This is a genomic window from Pseudoalteromonas sp. McH1-7, from assembly GCF_013366255.1.
Taxonomy (GTDB): Bacteria; Pseudomonadota; Gammaproteobacteria; order Enterobacterales; family Alteromonadaceae; genus Pseudoalteromonas; species Pseudoalteromonas peptidolytica.
Genome location: NZ_JABWPQ010000013.1, coordinates 24,211 through 39,361 on the forward strand (window position 1 = coordinate 24,211; position 15,151 = coordinate 39,361).

The 15,151-nt window shown below is 42.5% G+C and carries 14 protein-coding genes and 1 pseudogene; 6 read left to right on the forward strand and 9 right to left on the reverse strand.

Features of this window, described 5'->3' with window-relative positions; translation table 11 throughout:
* Positions 1–297: 297 nt before the first annotated feature.
* The 3 genes from HUZ36_RS10760 to HUZ36_RS10770 form a co-directional block, all read right to left on the reverse strand.
* The gene (locus HUZ36_RS10760; RefSeq protein ID WP_176032833.1) at positions 298–852 is read right to left on the reverse strand and encodes a hypothetical protein; all 555 of its coding nucleotides are present in this window, start codon (positions 850–852) and stop codon (positions 298–300) included.
* Positions 853–969: 117 nt separating this feature from the next.
* Positions 970–1,704, reverse strand: coding sequence for a helix-turn-helix transcriptional regulator (locus HUZ36_RS10765; RefSeq protein WP_176032834.1), 735 nt, complete (start codon positions 1,702–1,704; stop codon positions 970–972).
* Between the two features lie 28 nt (positions 1,705–1,732).
* A complete protein-coding gene (locus HUZ36_RS10770) occupies positions 1,733–2,050 on the reverse strand; it encodes a hypothetical protein (RefSeq protein WP_176032835.1) in 318 nt (105 codons plus the stop codon).
* Positions 2,051–2,228: 178 nt separating this feature from the next.
* Here HUZ36_RS10770 and HUZ36_RS10775 point away from each other — a divergent pair, with 178 nt between their 5' ends.
* Positions 2,229–2,606 (forward strand): MmcQ/YjbR family DNA-binding protein, encoded by a 378-nt coding sequence (locus tag HUZ36_RS10775; RefSeq protein WP_176032836.1) that lies wholly within the window; start codon positions 2,229–2,231, stop codon positions 2,604–2,606.
* A gap of 13 nt (positions 2,607–2,619) precedes the next feature.
* Here the strand turns inward: HUZ36_RS10775 and HUZ36_RS10780 are convergent, their stop codons facing one another.
* Positions 2,620–3,207: an acyl carrier protein phosphodiesterase gene (locus HUZ36_RS10780; RefSeq protein ID WP_176032837.1), complete on the reverse strand. Its 588-nt coding sequence runs from the start codon at positions 3,205–3,207 to the stop codon at positions 2,620–2,622.
* A gap of 161 nt (positions 3,208–3,368) precedes the next feature.
* Here HUZ36_RS10780 and HUZ36_RS10785 point away from each other — a divergent pair, with 161 nt between their 5' ends.
* A complete protein-coding gene (locus tag HUZ36_RS10785; RefSeq protein ID WP_176032838.1) occupies positions 3,369–3,950 on the forward strand; it encodes a YqaA family protein in 582 nt (193 codons plus the stop codon).
* 3 nt (positions 3,951–3,953) lie between these two features.
* On the opposite strand, the gene HUZ36_RS10790 is transcribed toward HUZ36_RS10785, so the two are convergent.
* The 3 genes from HUZ36_RS10790 to HUZ36_RS10800 all read right to left on the reverse strand — a co-directional run bounded on the left by HUZ36_RS10790 (position 3,954) and on the right by HUZ36_RS10800 (position 9,063).
* The gene (locus HUZ36_RS10790) at positions 3,954–5,012 is read right to left on the reverse strand and encodes a hypothetical protein (protein WP_176032839.1); all 1,059 of its coding nucleotides are present in this window, start codon (positions 5,010–5,012) and stop codon (positions 3,954–3,956) included.
* Between the two features lie 64 nt (positions 5,013–5,076).
* Positions 5,077–6,561 carry a tetratricopeptide repeat-containing sulfotransferase family protein gene (locus HUZ36_RS10795; RefSeq protein ID WP_176032840.1) on the reverse strand — a complete coding sequence of 495 codons (1,485 nt, stop codon included), beginning with the start codon at positions 6,559–6,561 and terminating at the stop codon, positions 5,077–5,079.
* Between the two features lie 54 nt (positions 6,562–6,615).
* Positions 6,616–9,063: a TonB-dependent receptor gene (locus HUZ36_RS10800; RefSeq protein ID WP_128732210.1), complete on the reverse strand. Its 2,448-nt coding sequence runs from the start codon at positions 9,061–9,063 to the stop codon at positions 6,616–6,618.
* Positions 9,064–9,402: 339 nt separating this feature from the next.
* Here HUZ36_RS10800 and HUZ36_RS10805 point away from each other — a divergent pair, with 339 nt between their 5' ends.
* From HUZ36_RS10805 to HUZ36_RS10820, 4 genes are all read left to right on the forward strand, one after another.
* A complete protein-coding gene (locus HUZ36_RS10805) occupies positions 9,403–9,867 on the forward strand; it encodes a CreA family protein (RefSeq protein ID WP_125254003.1) in 465 nt (154 codons plus the stop codon).
* A gap of 124 nt (positions 9,868–9,991) precedes the next feature.
* Positions 9,992–10,165, forward strand: coding sequence for a hypothetical protein (locus HUZ36_RS10810; protein ID WP_167508252.1), 174 nt, complete (start codon positions 9,992–9,994; stop codon positions 10,163–10,165).
* A gap of 598 nt (positions 10,166–10,763) precedes the next feature.
* Positions 10,764–11,453, forward strand: a complete 690-nt coding sequence (locus tag HUZ36_RS10815) for a transposase (protein WP_176032841.1) — start codon at positions 10,764–10,766, stop codon at positions 11,451–11,453.
* 677 nt (positions 11,454–12,130) lie between these two features.
* A complete protein-coding gene (locus HUZ36_RS10820) occupies positions 12,131–14,002 on the forward strand; it encodes a DUF885 domain-containing protein (RefSeq protein WP_176032842.1) in 1,872 nt (623 codons plus the stop codon).
* A gap of 78 nt (positions 14,003–14,080) precedes the next feature.
* Here the strand turns inward: HUZ36_RS10820 and HUZ36_RS21740 are convergent.
* Positions 14,081–14,776 (reverse strand): annotated as a pseudogene (locus HUZ36_RS21740) (endonuclease/exonuclease/phosphatase family protein); the annotation flags it as partial.
* A 12-nt stretch (positions 14,777–14,788) separates the two neighbouring features.
* Positions 14,789–15,142, reverse strand: a complete 354-nt coding sequence (locus HUZ36_RS21745; protein ID WP_254879541.1) for a hypothetical protein — start codon at positions 15,140–15,142, stop codon at positions 14,789–14,791.
* Positions 15,143–15,151: the final 9 nt, after the last annotated feature.

Sequence of the window (15,151 nt, forward strand, 5' to 3'; positions counted from 1 at the left end):
CTCTACCACAATTAGGATTGCTTGCGTGAGGTATTGAGATTCCTTCCACGTTGCAAGCAAATATATAGAGCAAAATATGCACCAAAATTATGATTAAGGTGTTTTTGTTTTCCAATGGCGATTACGACTTAAAACGAAGAGTCCAGCAGGTGTAGACTTACTGCAAAAGAACATAGAAGTTAAATTGCAAGTCCATAAAGAAATTAAATCAGCTAATGTCAACCGGACATCTGCCGCTAACTTCAATGTAAATACAGTTGGAGGAATAGTTTCCTCCATTCAGCTAGTTCAGCTCACTTAGCTTGAAACGAGGCAACGGACACTGGGGGTTTCACCAGGTTCGATGATATTAATATTGACCTCTGTTAAGTCGCCTATTATAGGTTTTAGCGCCTTATCAAAACGATTTGCTGCGGCTTCGATTTTTTCGGCATAGTCACCAATAGCATCAAAACTGTCGCTATGATTTTCAATTATTGCTTCAATCTGCTTGGCCTTTTCTTCTTGTTTAGCCAATAACGCTTTATTGATCACAAGTTGACTGTCGTCTTCTCGTATCGCTTCTATACTAATGGCCTCTATTTCTTTGCTCAGCAGTGCAAGCTTGTCCTCAATATCTCTTATTGGTAACTCTTTAGCTGACATATCACGCTCTGCCGCTTTAAGTGCTTTATATGCACCAACCTGCTCGGAGTCCATGGTGTGTTTGATTATTGGGGTACAGTCTTGGTAAGTGATAAGCTGATAGTTGCCTTGTGTTTGCACCTCAGTTGGATTTGCTTTGGAGTAGCCAACGCAGGCACTCAACGCCAGTGTTACCGAAATAATGAGTATTGATTTTGTGGTTTTCATAAGCACCTCAAAGGGAAAAGTCTGATGTACAGAATTAGTCGTGGTACAGTTTGAAAAGGTTGATTTTAGATGTGCAAGTATTAGTAACAAAATATGAATCGGGCAGTGAGCTTAGGGTTATTGACCACTCTTATCGGGTGCTTGGCCTTGGTGCTGTGCAATTTCTTCGGCGTATTTGGCTTTAACTAGTTCAACATAATGGTTGAGGTTTTTATCAGGGCTAACAGCATAGGTCAGCTCATTTTTATTTATCGCAGTGATACGATCCAAACGAAACTCGCGGTAGTCGCTGCGTAATTGACAAAATGCGATGAGTGTCCACTTACCACCCCAATAGACTAATCCAAGTGGCTCGATAACGCGCTGAGAGTGTTGCTGTAAGGCATCTTTATAGTCAAGGGTTACACATCGCTGAGTTTCGATGGCCGCTCTGAGCTTGGCACTAAACGATTGCTGTTGTGGCCCATGTTTAAAGCTAGATACCAAATAGGGAGAATGTTCGTGTTGTTGCTTAAGATGCGCAGGTAGTACAGCTTCTATCTTGGAAATGGCTGATTTTGCATGGGCGCTTAGTTCGGGATCCGTCCAAGCACTGACCATTTTACTGCCAAGCAAGAGTGCTGTTAATTCGTCATAACTAAACATCATAGGAGGAAGCGGGTAATCGGCAATGACATAGCCGATACCAGCTTCCCCTTCAATTGGCACGCCAGAACTTTGTAAGTCCTGAATATCGCGATAAATCGTACGCTCCGATACGCTAAAGTGAGCGGCTAACGATTTGGCTGTTACAGCTAATCGCCGACCCTTGAGCAAATTCACTAGCTGGAAGAGGCGTTCGGATTTATGCACGAATTTTCCTTTTTAAAAGATGTAGTGCTTATCCACTACATTGAGTTTGAGTGACGATATGGCTTCGACTAATGGAGACACTTTCACTGTTTGTATACTGCATTAGTCGCTTACATACTTCAGTGGTTGGGAATTGTTCAGATACTGCTTGCGCATGTGCTAATGATTGCCAATAGAATACATCGATATATTCATCGGTTTGGTCATCTTTACTGAGTGACCGATATAGCAGCCCAGGCTGTTGCTCAATCCATGAAGCAAAGTCAGTGTTAACACGCATTAAATCCTGATCTGTTGCGCTAATAGCTAATTTAAATTTTACGATCTCTACGATATGTTGTTGCATAGTACGTCTCCTATTAAGTTCGTAGAGCAGTAAATCATGGGGCTGTGTCAGGGAGTGTCAGTAGTGTTCAAATATACAGTATTATAGATAAGATACCAAACATGGACTGATATACACTATGAGTGATTAGGTTCAAACTATATCGAGTCGTCAAGTTCTATTAAACAGGAGTTGCACAATGGATCATCAACAAGTACATGATTACTTACTAGCCAAGCCTTATACCAGTGTAAGTCAGCCTTTTGGTGAAGGTGTTGATGTGTATAAAGTAAAGGACAGAATGTTTGCGACGTTGGCGCTTGGTAAAATGGGTAAAGAAGATGACGAGCATCGCCATTGGCGCGTAAATCTCAAATGCGATCCTGATGAAGCACAAGCGCTGCGAGATATTTTTAGTGCGGTGTTACCGGGTTACCACATGAATAAAAAACTTTGGAACACGGTGGTGCTTGATGGATCCATTCCAACTGGAGAACTTGAACGGATGATGGATAACTCATTTCACCTTGTGGTCGAAAAAATGCCGAAAAAACAGCAAAAAGATATATGGGGTTGAACATAGCTAGCTATCAGTGCAGTTCACCCCGAACATCACTGATATGTGCAATGAGCTGTGGAAAGAAAGTGTTGAACCCGCTTTCAAGTTCTTGATAATGCTTGTTTATGTCAGCTTCGCTGCCTGTAAATTGGTTAGCAAAACGAATGCGCCTTGCAATGTTATCCAGCGCCAGACCAACACCTGAAACAGACTCATAAGTTGCAAACCAGTCATGTGTTGTCATTGCCGTTACAACGCGCTGCATGTTGGTTGGCATAGCACCTAAACTGTCTTGGAGTAAGGCGAACCGGCTACGTTTGAATTGATGTAGAGGCGTTGTATGAAAGCTGTCCCAATACTTAATTAAAAAATGGTCATACAATACGTCTATGGCTATCCCTGCAAAGCGACGGCGTGATGGCGAAAAAAGTTGTTTCGCAGCTCTGGTTATTGCATGACTATCAGTGAACTTATCGACTTGAATGTGGGTTTTCAGACCTTGCTGCACAGCGTTTGGCAGCATCTTTACATCAACACCTTTTTGAAAGTCGCCAAGTAGATTACCAAAGCATGATGCGCCTGTGGGTTTTGCAAAGTACAAGTGCGCCAAATAGTTCATGGAAGCCTTCTCAGTTATGTTGCTGTGAACAGGGTAACTCATTGAGCCGGATTTAAGAAGATAAGAGGGGGTTAATTCAGTCAGGGGCAATCTACGTTAGATTAAGCTGGAGTCATAACATAATCTGAGTTTCAGGTTCCACCGTAAACAGGGAGCGCATAATGGCAGTTAAGGCTAAATTGAAGCAAAAGACTAAGCGACTGGTCGAATCAAAAAATATGCTTAACGGGATCACCGTTGCATCCTTTTTAGAGTCAACTATCGTGCCCATTCCCCTCGAGGCAGTGATGGTGCCGCTGATGCAAGCAAGGCGAGAAAAGCTGTGGATAATTGCGCTAATGGCAACAGTTGGATGTGTGATTGGTGCCCTATTTGGTTATGCGTTGGGTTATTATTTATTTGATGTAGTGGGGGATTCTGTTATTGAGCTGCTGTCGAGTCAGTCTCAATTTGAGCAAGTGAAAGCGCAGATGCAAAGTCAGGGATTTTGGTTTGTGCTGACCTTAGGCATAGCACCAATACCGTTTCAGATTGCCATGTTAGCAGTAGGTGCTACTAAATTTTCACTCTTACAATTTCTAATTGCAACTTGTATTGCCCGTTCACTGCGCTATTTTGGTTTGGCGGCGGTCGTTTACTTTGCAGGTGATCAGGCAGAAAAGCTAATTAAAAAGCATAAAATAAAAGCCGTTGTTTTTACAACGGCTATGGTGCTGTTGGCTTGGTGGATAGCCAGCCGTTAATCATTAATGCTTTCGATATAAAAATTTAGACTCATGTTGTGAGCGCGCAAACATCAAAAAATCATTGCTTAATGTCAATGGGGTTGATGCGAGCGTTTTATACTGCTGATAATAATTATTTGGAACGTCGGCGCGTTTCAATAATGTGAGCGCGGCTTTTCCCTTTTGTGCATACTCTCTGTAATCTTTGGACTTATTTAGCAGTTGAATATAAGCAAGGTAAAAAGGTTCAAACTCAGCATGTCTTGCAGAGCCTGTCTGCTTTAACATGAGATCAATGTTGTACAGCAGCTCGCTTTGGTGCTGCATTTTCTCAATTAACTTATTTTGATCTTGGCGGATCATCGAGGCTACCACTCGTTCTTCAAAGTTATTAAGCTGCTCTGTCACTGTGTGGTGGAGCCGTACAAATTGCTCAGCATGTCGCTTACTCAATTGTTGTTGGAGGTTGCGCAACAGCACACTTTCCTGTTTGCCCAACAGATTAATCTGAGCTCTCGCTTCTGCCAGCACCGTTTGGTAAGCTAATTTGTCCCTGTTGTCTTCTGGGATCGCCTCAATCTGCTTTTTGATTGCTTGAATATGCGCGTTGATCAGCGAGAGTTTTTCATTAACTTCAATAATGTTCCACTTACTGGGTGGTTGGTTAAAAAAACCATGAAGTGTCATTTTTTCTTGGCTAGCTTGTGTGTGTAGTTTCACCAATACATCGATCAATTCAGTCAGTGGGTAATCTGTAGATAATGCGCGCAGTAAATTATCCGCTTGTAGTGAGTTATTAATACTTTTTGATTGTGCCGCTTTTATTTGAGCCGTAACGATATCTGCGCTTTCATAAGCTGTTTTTGCATCTAATAGCAAAGCAAAAGCCAGTTGTGTTTCTTGGTATATCGCTTGCCATGTGGCGCTATCGTATCCACTGAGCGTTTTAAGTGCATTTGCCTGTGCTTCTATGTCTCTTTGTTGTTGGGCATGGTTAAGCGCGTGTTCGGTTTTTGTTATTTCGGCCGGTGTACAAGCCACGAGCGCTGCGAAACAAAGGGTAGGGAGTAGTTGCTTCATGTCGTTATTGTTTTGTATTCCTTTTTCCTAACGTTAGCATCATCACCGTAACGGAGCAATATTCCTAAATCGGGTATGTATTTCGATATTTGCCTACACTGGAGTTATTTAATGGCTGTCTGATCTGCATTTTGCTGGCTGTTGCTGAGTAATAACCCCGCTTATAAAAGTGAAGTGCATTGTCTTGCCAATCCAATTCGAGAAAGTGACAAAGCGATTGCATAGTCAAGCGGGGCGCTTCTACTAGCGATTCATAATTCACCAATTTAATTTGAGTCGGATGCTTTTGTGTGGCTTTTTGCAAAAACGCATAAGTATCATCATACATAGTTTGAATATCTTGTATCCGGTATGAGTAGCCATGAAAGGGGCTGCTCGTTTGATAGAGTTGACGGAAGTTTGCGATACAAGTATCTGTTCTGTCTCGCTTCATCACGACAAACTTTGCGCGTGGAAACGCCTTAGCAAGCAAATCGATAAAGAAAAAATGAAATGGCTGTTTGTCTATAAAACGTTTGTCACCATCAACGGATTGCGCGCTAAAGAGACGATATTGCTCAATGGCGTTAGCCTCTTCATAGGCGCGGCTTAGGCGTTGAATATTGCTGTTATAATCATGACAAAATCTAAGTGCTTGAGGCAATATACTGGTCTCTCCCAGTGGCTGTAACAGCAATTGCGCTAAAATTTGCTCCATCAGACTGGTGCCTGAGCGCGGCAGCCCAACGACAAATATTGGTGCAAGTGACCGCTCTGGTGCAAATTCAATAGGTTTGTCGAGAAGTTTACTAAGTGCTTGAAAGTAATCCGTCATCTGTTTAGGCGAATAGGAAATCTCAGCACTGATCGCTTGCTTACTGGCAATAAAGCTTTGCCATGCCTTGGGATAATTTTCTTGCTTTTCGTATTCGAGTGCCAGTGCATGGTGAAGCCGCTGTAATACAAGTGGTGTAGTTTGCGCTGTTATCTCAGTAGCTAATTGAGTGATGCGAGTCGGTGCTAATTCCACAGGAGCAAGCTCTGAGTAGGTTAACTGGCACTTTGCATTACTTGAGTTTGCTTGCACTAAAGAGGCAAGCAGCGTCCGCGCTTGAGCTAATTCACCAGACATTTTCAAGTGTATTGCATAGTTTATCGCGATTTCAGGGCTGTGCGGTGCGTGCGTATAGGCACGGTTAAAATGCCAACCAGCGTCAGTATATTGATTTAATCTCAGTAAGATATTTGCAAGCGTATCGTGCTCTGACCCCGACAATTGTGTGCAGCCTAGCAAATGCTGTATATAGCGCTTTGCAGCTAATGGTGATTGTGTAAACAGCGCAAGTTTGGCAGCGCTCAGAGAATAAAGGGCACAGGGAAATAAACTTAAGCACTTATCGTAAATTTTTTGCGCTTTATTGAGGTTGCCAAGAGTCATATTCAACTCGGCTAATAAAGCGTACGCTTGGTGGTCATTGGCATTGGTATTGATGCGAGCGACTAATGCGTGATGCGCTGCTTGAAATTGGCGCTGTTGAATGTAGCTTTGGATCTGATTGTATGGTGTCATCGCAATATACAAGAGAGTGAAGTCGGCCTCACTCTCTATCTTGGTTTTTACTGATTATAACTCAAACTGATAGTCTAGCTTGAGGCCTATAGTACGAGGTGCTGTGACATAGTGCCCGTACACTCGCTGCTGCTCAGGCAAAGCTTTGTTTAATGCCGCAAATTTAGCTTCACCAGCCCAAGATTTGTCTCGTCTTACCGAGGTGAAAGCAAATTTGTCAAACAAGTTGTCAACATACAAGGTGACGGCCCATTGCTCGCTTGAAAGTTTGGCACTGAGGTTAGATAAGGCAAATCCTGGCAGTACCTCTCCGTCAGCCTTTAACCCGACTTTAGTGTATACGTCACTCTGTGCGGTTACTCCATAATTCACGTTAAGCATTTTGTCGTCGAACACTTCCTGTTCGTAGCTTAAACCGAATGAAAACTGCTGTTTTGGGGCGCCAGGTAAGCGGTCGCCATCTGTACCGTCATAGTATGGCTGGTAAAGCGCGATTTCTTCAGCGCTGTAGTCACCTTCTTTGAATACCGCAAACAGGGCTGGTGCATCATCAGTCAGCTGCGCTTTTGCATAAGAATAGGTTGCGTAAACTGTCCAATGGTCGCTCAATATAGCGCGGGTTGATAACTCGATACCAGTCGAGTTCGCAGAGCCTGCATTGGAAGTTATGATTTCTTGGCCGTTTACCGTCACAGATGAGATCTGTGCATCTTCCCAATCAACACTGAATAATGCGGCATTAAAATGCAGCTTATTATTCAGCCATGTAGACTTTAACCCCAGCTCATAGTTAGTGGTGGTGTCTGGTCTATAGCTAAGTTCATGCGGCAGTGCACAGATGATCTGTTGCTCAGGCAATGTTTCTGGGCACGACTCCAAACCGTTACCACCGCCTAACCTAAACCCTTCACTGACAGTAAAGTACGTCAGTAGTCCGTCTTGCCAAGTGTAATTGGCATTAAACTTAAACAAGCTACCATTGTCTTTGGCACTGACTTGTTCAAACGAAATTTGCTCAAGACTTGGCAGACCACCAGAATAGAGCGGGGTTTCAGCCGCTGATTTAGTGTTAACGTCATAGCGATAGAAACGCGCGCCCACAGTGATATTAAAATCCTCTGAAAATGCGTAGCCAACTTCGCCAAACAATGCTGACTCTTTGCTGGTGGCATTAGTCAGAGCGATATACTCAAGATCTTGCTCAATATTGTTGATTTCGTCGCCCCAAAACTCCGTGAGCCCCGGCGTGTACTCTCTATCATCTGAGCTAATTTCCTGTTTGCTGTAATATACCCCTGCAATCCAATTTAGGGCGTCATCCCCTTTAGAGACTAAACGGATCTCTTGGGTAAACGTGTCTTGATCTGTAGTGTCTTTAGTCAAAGCGGTAAAACTAGGAAAGTCCGCGTAGCCTGGCCAAATATCATAAAGGAGATCGGTTTGATCTCGTTGGCCTTGCTGTTCTTTGCTTGACCAACCGGATGCCGAAACTAAATCTGCAAACTCCAAATCGGCGTTGATTTCAAGGCTAAGTAGGTCATCTTCTTGTTCGTTAGGTTCAAGCACACGATAGGCTGACTCGTATGGTTTGATAGAGTCGGCAAGCGGGTGCTGTGCGCCAAGGCTTTGGTACTGTGAAATCGAATTAGCACCATTTTCTTGTTTTTGATGGAAATAGTTCAGTGTGGTATCGATATTCTCGTTCACCAACCAACGTAGAGAAACACGCGTAGTGGTGATGGTTTCGTCATTTGCATCCGCCACTGCGTTGATATTCGCTTTAACATCCTCAGCATTGGACCAGTCGGGGTCTGGGTTTGAAACGCCAGGTTGTTTAACCACATAGCTATAATCCATAAAGCCGGGGTTATGATAGCGGTTAATGCTAGCGCGAACAGCTAACTCATCTATTACTAACGGCATATTGAATACAGCACCGATTTCATGACCGTTACTGTCACTTTCGTTGATACTGAATACGTCGCCACTGAGCTTGCCCTCAATGATATCAAGCACAGGTGCTTTTAGCATGGTTCTAATTGCACCGCCAAGTGTGCCTGCACCGTAAAGCGTACCTTGCGGACCAATCAAAACTTCAACACGCTCAATGTCAGTGAGTCGCAAATCGACATTAATCGGGATTTCGCCAAGGTAAGTCGCTACGGTACCCGAGTCAGAGGCTCGCTCTGATGAATTAGTATTCAAACCTCGGACAATAATAGGTGAACCCTCACGGCCTCCTTGTTCTGTCATTGTAAGACCAGGAACCCACCTTGCTACATCTTCAAGGTCACCAATATTTTGGTCGCTCATCACATCGCTGTCTACAGCAGTAATATTTAATGGTGCTTCTTGAACTGTGCCAGCACGTCGAGTGGCAGTCACTTGAATTCGTTCAATTGACTTTTCTTGAATCTTGCGCTCTTCAGCGTGTGATTGATTCACAACAAAAAAACTCGAACTAACAGCTAGTGCGACTAAGCTTGGATGGAGCTTACTCATGAATGGTGAAACCTCAAATTAAGAATTAAACGTGACGAAATTTCAATCTTTAGAGATGGATAACTATGCAAATAGTGCATTTTTGTCCCGAGCTTAGAGAGAATTTCATACAACTGGTGGTAAGTTAGCTAATCATACTTTGTATATTTTTTAGGTAATTTACCCACCCTGAAACTGCATCGCATGCTAACATGCTTATTCTTATATTGTGAATAATTATTTCAATTATTTGAATGATTATTTCTTTTTGGGTTGTGTCGATTTGCGAAAATTTTCAAATAGCTTAGAGTATTAACTCCGTATGCTTCTTTTGTACGTCAAATACCCTAAGGAAAAATAATGAAAAAGCTGATGTTTGCATTGTTGGCATCTTGTACATTACTTGGTTGCTCTGACAGTGAAGTTGGAGATGTATCACTCGGTCTGTTTACGCTTAAAGATATAAAGCTGGACTCTATGGTTGACCCTGTTGTTACAGGCGTGACTTGTCATGTAGCGAGTGTTGAAGATGACCTGAGTTTTTCAGACCCAAGTGATAGCTCTATCTCTTGTCGTCAAACGAGCGAAATAACACCTGCAATGCTGGCGAATATAGACAAGAGTGACTCTGGCGAAGTGGTATTTAAAAAGTCAAAAAGTGTGTTTTTTAAATCAATGAAAGTAAGAAGAATTTTTGACGCGAAAAATCAAACCTTGATGTATTTGGCTTACACCACAAAGGAAACCTCAGGCAGCTTTAAGCACAGCCTGTCGACAGTGCCATTATGGGGTACGCAGGCTTATCGAAATGCCAAAGCCGATTAACTCACGTTTGCTCAGGGTAAACTCATACACCTTGATAATTCTTTCGTACATTATTTTTGTTTGAATTAAACCTTTTTACTCACGATTTCGACTAAGCTTAATAATGATAATTTTAGGAGAAATCGTGATGCTCAAAACACGCTTTTTTGGTAAAACAGTCAATACTGCGTTTGCTGTGATGACCGTGCTATTTATTATTCTGACGTTAACAACGGATGCGCATAGTATCTCTTCCCACGAAACTGAGGTTGAGATCTTTGCGCAAGATAAGGTTATTTCAGAATCTAAATCTCAATAAACTTGCGCCTTGATTTATTTTATTTTATTGATTAGTAAAACTTAAAACAATGAAAAAGGTAGAGTTAGTATAGTAATGGACTAGTTCCTTTTCTGGGTTGTTATGAAGGCATAAATTTATCTAACGTATTTATGACATATACTCATGACCGGCTTGCGTTGTGTATAACGTGTATACTCTAAATCTCCCCGTTTTATTCATCTCATTAATAGTCTTTATTCGCCTGCGGTCAAAATTGTAATTAATTTATTGCGTTATACTCAGTCTGCATTAGCTTTAATTGAGGACTCATATCAATTTGTTTAAATATTGGCTTAATCTGAAGTGGCAAATATGACGCTAATGGTATTAAAAGCTTCTATATTACCTTCATGGATATAGGAACGTGGCGATAGTAGGAGGCGGAGTTACCGATAAGATGTGCTTGCCTAAAAATAGGCTATTTAATTAGCCGCAGGTCAGGTTAATTGAGCAAATTGGTATAAGAAAACGGCGCAGCTTGCGATTGGATACTTGCAGGTTGCTGCTCTAAGAACACGAATTTTAGCTGACTTGCTTTGTGCTTGTCTGACTAAAACAGCAATAACAAGGAAGATATATGGCACGCCAATTTGATAACTTTTATAGTCATGGGGCAATTAGCTTTGATGATTTTATTAATTGTGTCTCTAGTTTGTATACGGGGCCTGATTGTATAGATGAAGGCACGCTAAGGTTGCTGGCAGAAATGCTTTACAGGCTCTCACAAAATAAACAGTTTTTAGCGGCGCAAGTTGCAGGTGGTAATAAGTACACGCACCACCCAAGAGGACTGTTAGATAACGATGATTTATATGTACTTTATGAACAGCAGCAGCCATTTTTTGGTGTCTATGCTCAGATCTGGCACCCGACCCTCAAGCGAGGGAAAGCACGAGGTTTTAACCCACCACAGAGGGATTACAACTTTTCTGCGTTGACGACCAACTATTTTGGTCCAGGTTGCGGCAGTAAGCTTTATCAATACGAATACCGGCAAGATCTCAAGCAAGGTGAGCACTGTGCATTGTCATTTCTACAGTTTTATCAATTTACGTCGGAAAATGTACTCTTTACTGAGGCCTCAAAGGATGTAATTGCTCAGGCGTTACCTAAAAGTTTGAGTATAACCATTAGCTTACGGTTAGAGAAGAACGAGCATCCATGCTTTATCTTCGATAAATCTTCGAAAAGAGTGCTAGGTGTTATAACTGATGTAAATTGTGAAAAAGCAGGCGTAACGTCAAAAGTGGGATTGCTTGAAGTATAAGTCATTCCAAGTGTAGTATTTGTTCACCTTGATGTAGGTGCCTTAGCTGCAATAAGGGACAGGAGCGATGTTATCGACAAGGTGTTTTGCCTTTAAGTACCTGAGATGCGGGGTGCTTGAGCCCCATCTTTATACCAATTAGACTTAATACTTGCTCAATTTGAAGGAGTAAATCTGACACTTAACAACGTTAAAAATTTCTTATTTAGAACAACTAAATAGCAAAATTTTTGCCTTATCTATATAGAGGTAGGTACCTTAGCGATAGCAGGACGCGGTAGCGGAGTTATCGACAAGATTTTCTCGCTTCAAAATAGACCACTTAAATTAAGATAATTGGTATTATTTTGTTTAATTGAGCCTATATAGCTGTAACCGAAGTGCAAATATGTTAATTGTATCGAGGTAACTTGAGCTTAGGATAACACAGGCTGTTAGTATGCAAATATGCTTTGTATTAGGGAGTGTGTAGTTGTTGGACACGACAGACCCATTTATTCTTTAGCCAAAGCTCAGGTTAATTGGTACTAAATATAAATATCTGCACGGGTGATGGTTGAACCAACATAATGAACTGTTTTGTTGGGTTAACTTCACGCCGTTTTGCTTTCATACCAGTGTCTTAGAGGCTGGTAATGTTTTTGCTCAAACAACAAAATTAACGGAGCGGCGTAATAATGAAGAAAATGAGCTTGGTGGCCTTTGCTGTGGCGCTTGGGCTAAGTGGATGCGCTCAAGATAAGCCGGTTACACAAAAGCATTCTGAGGTTGGAGTCAGCCAATCTAGTATGTCCAGAACAGAGATAGATAAAGTTGTTGAACAATATACGAGACAATTTATTAACCACCAGCCGGCATTGGCAACATCATTAAAACTACCGAACAGTGAATACGGTGATTATCAAACAAAGCTACCTGACTACTCTGTCGTGGGTATGCAGGCACTGCAAGTCGACATGAATGCAGCGGCGCAGCGTCTAGCGGCAATACAACCGGCAATCAGTAACTCAGATGACTTATTACATGTGAAAGTCAATGAAGTGATTGCGCGTTATTACGCCGGAGATAAGGGGTTCTCAGCCGGTTATATTGATACGTGGGGTGGGCACCTGCCATATATTGTGAACCAGTTGTCAGGCCCCTTACTCGATATTCCTAATGTGCTAAAAGACCAACATGGAATAGAGAGTGAGCAAGATGCCAAAGACTATCTTGCTCGCCTGAATGCCTTTGTTGAAGTGACGAAGCAAGTGGCAAGTAAGGTAACAGCGGACGCCAATAAAGGCGTAATTTTACCAAAAGTATTGTTTCCAAACACGCTAGGTTATTTAGATAACTTCACGGCGCCACATGGTGCAGCGCATCCTTTGGTTACATCGTTTAAAGAAAAACTTGCAAATATCAATGATATTACAGATAAAGCCGCCGCTGAATATGTTGCACAGGCGATACAAATTGTTGAGCAAAAGCTTTATCCCGAGTTTAAAAATGTGTCTGCTATTATGCACGCTCTAGAGAGTAAAGCGCCTGAAAAGGTTGGTATTTGGGCTCAGCCAAATGGCGAAGCTTTCTACCAGCATGAGATCACCTACTTAGCGGATTCTGATATGGGCGCCGAAGAGATCCACCAAATTGGTCTTGCTGAGGTGGAGCGTATTTCAAAGCGTATGGACGAAATCCTTAAGCAAAATGGCTATTCACAGGGATCTGTTGGCGAACGGATGAAGCAGCTCAATGAAGAATCGAGATTTTTATATGCGGACTCTGACGAGGGTCGTGAAGCGTTATTATCGTTCTTGCGTGGTGAAATAGCGACTATTTTACAAAAAGCACCAGATTATTTTTCTACTATTCCACCGCAACCAGTTGAAGTCAAACGCATACCACAGGCTGTGGAAGCAGGTGCGCCCGGTGGTTACTACAATGGACCATCGCTTGATGGAAGTCGCCCAGGGGTATTTTCAATCAACCTAAAAGATATGAAGGCAGTACCAAGCTTTGGCATGAAAACCTTGACGTATCATGAAGCAGTTCCTGGTCATCATTTTCAAATTGCCCTGAATATGTTGCAAACCGAAATTGGTTTGATGCGTCAAAATGCGTCATTTAACGGCTATATCGAAGGATGGGCATTATATTCTGAGTTGCTGGCTTATGAGATGGGCATGTATAAAGACGATCCATTTGGTGACTTAGGTCGTCTGCAAGCTGAGGCCTACCGTGCAGCTCGACTTGTTGTTGATACTGGGTTGCATTACAAAAAGTGGACACGCGACCAAGCGATCACCTATTTTGCTGATGCAACAGGTACGGCAATGAGTGATGTGGTATCGGCTATCGATCGTTATATTGCGTGGCCCGGGCAAGCGCTTGGTTATAAGCTAGGTATGCTCAAACTGGTTGAACTGAGAGAGCATGCTAAGCAGCAACTGGGAGAGAAGTTTGATATTAAAGCATTTCATGATGTGATCTTACTAAAAGGTGCAAGGCCGCTGCGCTTAGTTGAAGAGGATGTTAACGCGTGGGTTGAGTCGCTAACAGCAGCCTAATTTTTACTCTCAGCTTGGTGGTGAGTGAACTACCAAGCTGATTTGCCTTTCTCTTTGCCTGTCTTTATGGTCTCTGGGTTAATACTTGATATTTGGTTTTGCTTTTGCCCTAGCAAGGATTTCTTCGCTGCGATTTATATCTTTGCGTTGTAGATCGAGGCCCGTGGTATTTTCATTTTCTACAGGCTGATAGGCAAGTTCAGCATACAGTGCAAAGTGATCAGAGTCGATATTTGCCAGCCGCTTTATATCAACAACAGTGAAGTGATGACTTGAAAACAGATGATCTAATGGCCATCTAGCAAACGGGTAATCTGCGTGAAAGGTGTTAAACATACCACGACCAACCCTAGGGTCTAATAGTCCACTGATTTTACGAAAAAGCCTAGTGGTTGGAGACCATGCAACATCGTTCAAGTCTCCGGTTACTATGGTCGGTAAAGCGTGTTTCGCTATGCGTTTAGCCACAATGACTAACTCAGCATCACGCTCTATGGCGGTTTTATTCTCTGTTGGGCTAGGAGGAGCTGGATGTAAAAAGTGAGCTTGTATGATGGTATTGGATGGGAGTTTGATTTTTGCATGTATCGAGGGTACATCTTCTTCAACAATATACTCACAGGTAGCGTCCTCAAGCGGGTGGCGTGAATATACATGCATACCATATAAATTAGACTGCGGGCACTTTACAGAGTAGGGCAGTATATCTAACAGTGAGTCGAGGTGTTGTTGCCATATCTCGTCACTTTCTAGTGTTATGAGTATATCAGGCTGATGTGCTCGAACTTAGCTGAGCAACAGGCTAAATTGGCGGTTGGTTTGTAGCACGTTGGCGGTGAGTATACTCATTGTTTGAGTATTTGATGTTGCATGTTTTACCTCTACTGGCCAAAGGGGCGTATAAGGCAAGATCCACCAAAGTTGAAAGCATAAGCACGCGGTGAGCACAAACATAGTGATCACGCTAAGCAGACTTAACTTGAAAAAGGCAATGCACAACATCAGTGCTACGGCAGTCATTGTGACGAGCTGGAGTCTAGGAAACTCCATTGCTCTGACACTCCAATGCGGGTGCTTGGCCAAAGGTAATAACGTAGCTACCAAGATAACAACACTCAGTGAAGCGATAATCCAAGTCATGTAATACCC

Excerpts from the sequence above, each read along its gene's own strand:
- HUZ36_RS10795 (WP_176032840.1), bottom strand. The coding sequence starts at position 6,561 with ATGACACCATACAATCAGATCCAAAGCTACATTCAACAGCGCCAATTT.
- HUZ36_RS10790 (WP_176032839.1), bottom strand. The coding sequence starts at position 5,012 with ATGAAGCAACTACTCCCTACCCTTTGTTTCGCAGCGCTCGTGGCTTGT.
- HUZ36_RS10815 (WP_176032841.1), top strand. The coding sequence starts at position 10,764 with ATGGCACGCCAATTTGATAACTTTTATAGTCATGGGGCAATTAGCTTT.
- HUZ36_RS10800 (WP_128732210.1), bottom strand. The coding sequence starts at position 9,063 with ATGAGTAAGCTCCATCCAAGCTTAGTCGCACTAGCTGTTAGTTCGAGT.
- HUZ36_RS10780 (WP_176032837.1), bottom strand. The coding sequence starts at position 3,207 with ATGAACTATTTGGCGCACTTGTACTTTGCAAAACCCACAGGCGCATCA.
- HUZ36_RS10775 (WP_176032836.1), top strand. The coding sequence starts at position 2,229 with ATGGATCATCAACAAGTACATGATTACTTACTAGCCAAGCCTTATACC.
- HUZ36_RS21745 (WP_254879541.1), bottom strand. The coding sequence starts at position 15,142 with ATGACTTGGATTATCGCTTCACTGAGTGTTGTTATCTTGGTAGCTACG.
- HUZ36_RS10805 (WP_125254003.1), top strand. The coding sequence starts at position 9,403 with ATGAAAAAGCTGATGTTTGCATTGTTGGCATCTTGTACATTACTTGGT.
- HUZ36_RS10820 (WP_176032842.1), top strand. The coding sequence starts at position 12,131 with ATGAAGAAAATGAGCTTGGTGGCCTTTGCTGTGGCGCTTGGGCTAAGT.
- HUZ36_RS10785 (WP_176032838.1), top strand. The coding sequence starts at position 3,369 with ATGGCAGTTAAGGCTAAATTGAAGCAAAAGACTAAGCGACTGGTCGAA.
- HUZ36_RS10770 (WP_176032835.1), bottom strand. The coding sequence starts at position 2,050 with ATGCAACAACATATCGTAGAGATCGTAAAATTTAAATTAGCTATTAGC.
- HUZ36_RS10760 (WP_176032833.1), bottom strand. The coding sequence starts at position 852 with ATGAAAACCACAAAATCAATACTCATTATTTCGGTAACACTGGCGTTG.